Origin of the sequence: Ruminococcus sp. D54t1_190329_F1 (assembly GCF_015551645.1) — a bacterium.
GTDB lineage: Bacteria > Bacillota > Clostridia > Lachnospirales > Lachnospiraceae > Blautia_A > Blautia_A faecis.
This window is the reverse complement of the sequence record NZ_JADNDC010000083.1, coordinates 1-2577: the sequence shown is the minus strand read 5'-3', so window position 1 is coordinate 2577 and position 2577 is coordinate 1. Positions and strand designations below refer to the sequence as shown.

At 44.5% G+C, this 2577-nt stretch carries 4 protein-coding genes; 3 read left to right on the top strand and 1 reads right to left on the bottom strand.

The features are described from left to right. The 3 genes from I2D69_RS19535 to I2D69_RS19525 all read left to right on the top strand — a co-directional run. Positions 1 to 443, top strand: a 443-nt coding sequence (locus tag I2D69_RS19535; RefSeq protein ID WP_195380415.1) for an adenylosuccinate synthetase, incomplete at its 5' end; no start/stop codon positions are given. Continuing rightward, positions 440 to 1381, top strand: coding sequence for an aspartate carbamoyltransferase (gene pyrB / locus I2D69_RS19530; RefSeq protein WP_118584207.1), 942 nt, complete (start codon positions 440 to 442; stop codon positions 1379 to 1381). The genes I2D69_RS19535 and pyrB, both read left to right, overlap by 4 nt. Continuing rightward, complete coding sequence (locus I2D69_RS19525; RefSeq protein WP_195380414.1) at positions 1381 to 1806, top strand: aspartate carbamoyltransferase regulatory subunit; 426 nt, start codon at positions 1381 to 1383, stop codon at positions 1804 to 1806. Before pyrB ends, I2D69_RS19525 begins: the two co-directional genes overlap by 1 nt. Positions 1807 to 2073: 267 nt before the next feature. Here the strand turns inward: I2D69_RS19525 and I2D69_RS19520 are convergent. Further along, on the bottom strand, positions 2074 to 2577 hold a 504-nt coding region (locus tag I2D69_RS19520), incomplete at its 5' end, for a ZIP family metal transporter (RefSeq protein WP_195380413.1).

Sequence of the window (2577 nt, the reverse complement as noted above, 5' to 3'; positions counted from 1 at the left end):
CCATGTCCGATGACTGGGAAGAAGCGTTGCGGAAAGCTGGCGGTGAATATGGTGCTGCCACCGGTCGTCCCAGAAGGATAGGTCCCTTTGATGCCGTAGCCAGCCGCTATGGGTTAAAATGCCAGAATGCAGATAAGATCGCGTTGACAAAAATGGATGTCTTAAGTTCCATGAAAGAGATTCCTGTGATCACAGGCTATAAACGTGACGGTGTTATAGTAACCGATTTTGATCCTATGGATGAACTGGATAGTTATACCTCTGTAGTAGAAATGCTTCCAGGATGGAAATGCGATATTTCGGGCTGCCGGGCCTATGAAGAGCTTCCGGAGAATGCAAAAGCTTACATTCGTATCCTGGAGCAGCTTCTGAACCATGAAATCCAGTTTATTTCCGTCGGAGCCAGACGGGATCAGTTTTTAACAAAAGGAGCCTGGTTATGAGACATTTGATCGATCCACTTGATTTTACCCTTGAAGAAACTACAAAAGTTCTGGATCTGGCTGACCGCATTGCAGAAAGTCCAGAAGTGTACAGCCATGTGGCAGATGGGAAAAAGATTGCCACTCTTTTTTACGAACCAAGTACCAGAACCCGTCTTTCCTTTGAATCTGCCATGTTAAGCCTTGGCGGAAAATCCCTTGGCTTTGCAGGTGCTGAACAGTCCAGTGCCACAAAAGGAGAAACGGTAGCCGATACTGCCCGGGTGGTAAGCTGCTATGCAGATATCATTGCAATGCGGCATCCCAAGGAAGGCGCTCCCCTTCGCGCTTCCATGTATGCCACAGTGCCGGTAATCAATGCCGGGGATGGCGGACATAATCATCCTACCCAGACATTAATCGACCTTATGACCATCCGCCAGAGAAAAGGTCATCTGGATCACCTGACAGTTGGTTTTTGCGGTGACTTGAAATTTGGAAGAACCGTACACTCCCTTGTAAACAGTCTGGTACGTCATCCAGAAAATGAGTTTTACTTCATCTCCCCGGAAGAGCTTAAAATCCCGGATTACGTAATTGAAGAGACCTTAAAGCCTAACCATTCTTTTTACAAAGAGGTTACCAGCCTGGAGGAAACACTTCCCAAACTGGACATACTCTATATGACAAGGGTTCAGAAAGAGCGTTTCTTTAACGAAGAAGATTATGTCCGGTTAAAGGATACCTATATTTTAAACCGCGAGAAGCTGAATCTGGCACAGCCGGATATGCCGGTTCTCCATCCTCTTCCAAGGGTGGATGAGATTGTCTCAGATGTGGATCAGGATCCAAGAGCCGCTTATTTTGACCAGGTACAAAACGGAAAATATATCCGTATGGCACTTATTATGGCACTGCTTGAAATCCCGGATCCGCTGACAGGAAGGACGGTGCTGTAATGTTAAAGATTGAATCTATCCAAAATGGAATTGTGATCGACCATATCCCGGCTGGAAAAGGAATGGATATTTACAAGCTGTTGGAACTGGACTCCCAGAAGCAGTCCATTGCCCTACTGCAGTCCGTAAGAAGTGAAAAATACGGCTGTAAAGATCTGATTAAAATAGAGGGGTTTACAGAGCCTGAGCGTCTTGAAGTCCTTGGTTATTTGAACGATGGAGTCACTTTGATCGTAATTCGTGATGGAAAGGTGATAAAAAAATATCATCCTGTTCCGCCAAGAACTTTAAAAAATGTAATCAAATGCAAAAATCCCCGCTGCATTACCAGTACGGAAGCAAACTGCGAGCACATCTTCAAATTGTCCTCCAGTGGAAAATATAGATGTATTTACTGCAACCAGGAAGCTTCCCTCTTAAGATAGAAACTACCAAACCCTCCCTTGTATGTCGCTTACGAGGAAAATACCCTTTAGGTTTATTTCTATTCCTAAAGGGTATTTAAAAAAATATTTAAATGCATTAGCAGTCATGGCAATAATAGGGATCGTCTTTGCCAGTTCATGGGAACTTCTGCGGATTGCTTTCGTTGCCTCATAGCCATTCATAACCGTCATCTGCAAATAAAGTCGCATACAAGGATCCAATCACACCCGCACCATAAATCAATATTCTCATAAGAAACATTCCTCTTACCCCAGTGCCACATCCAGGATCATCATCAAACTAAATCCAAGTGCAAAGAAAAGCGTACCAATATTCGAGTGCTGTCCCTGAGACATTTCCTGGATTAGTTCTTCAACCACGACATACAACATGGCTCCTGCTGCAAAGCTCAGTAAATATGGTAATGCCGGGATTACCAGCTGTGCAGCAAGAATCGTCATTACTGCTCCAATCGGTTCAACCACTCCTGAAAGTACACCTCCCAGAAATGCCTTTCTTTTACTTTCACCCTCTGCCCTAAGCGGCATGGATATAATCGCTCCTTCCGGAAAATTCTGGATAGCAATTCCAAGTGATAAAGCAAGTGCACTTGTTGCTGTAATCTGTGCATTTTCAGCAAGAAATCCTGCATACATTACACCAACTGCCATACCTTCAGGGATGTTATGCAATGTAACTGCCAACACCATCATCGTAGTACGGCCAAGTTTGCTTTTCGGTCCCTCTGCCTGATCACTTCCAACATGAAG

What these genes read in the sequence shown, in the direction of transcription:
- I2D69_RS19525 (WP_195380414.1), top strand. Translation starts at nt 1,381, where the DNA reads ATGTTAAAGATTGAATCTATCCAAAATGGAATTGTGATCGACCATATC.
- pyrB (WP_118584207.1), top strand. Translation starts at nt 440, where the DNA reads ATGAGACATTTGATCGATCCACTTGATTTTACCCTTGAAGAAACTACA.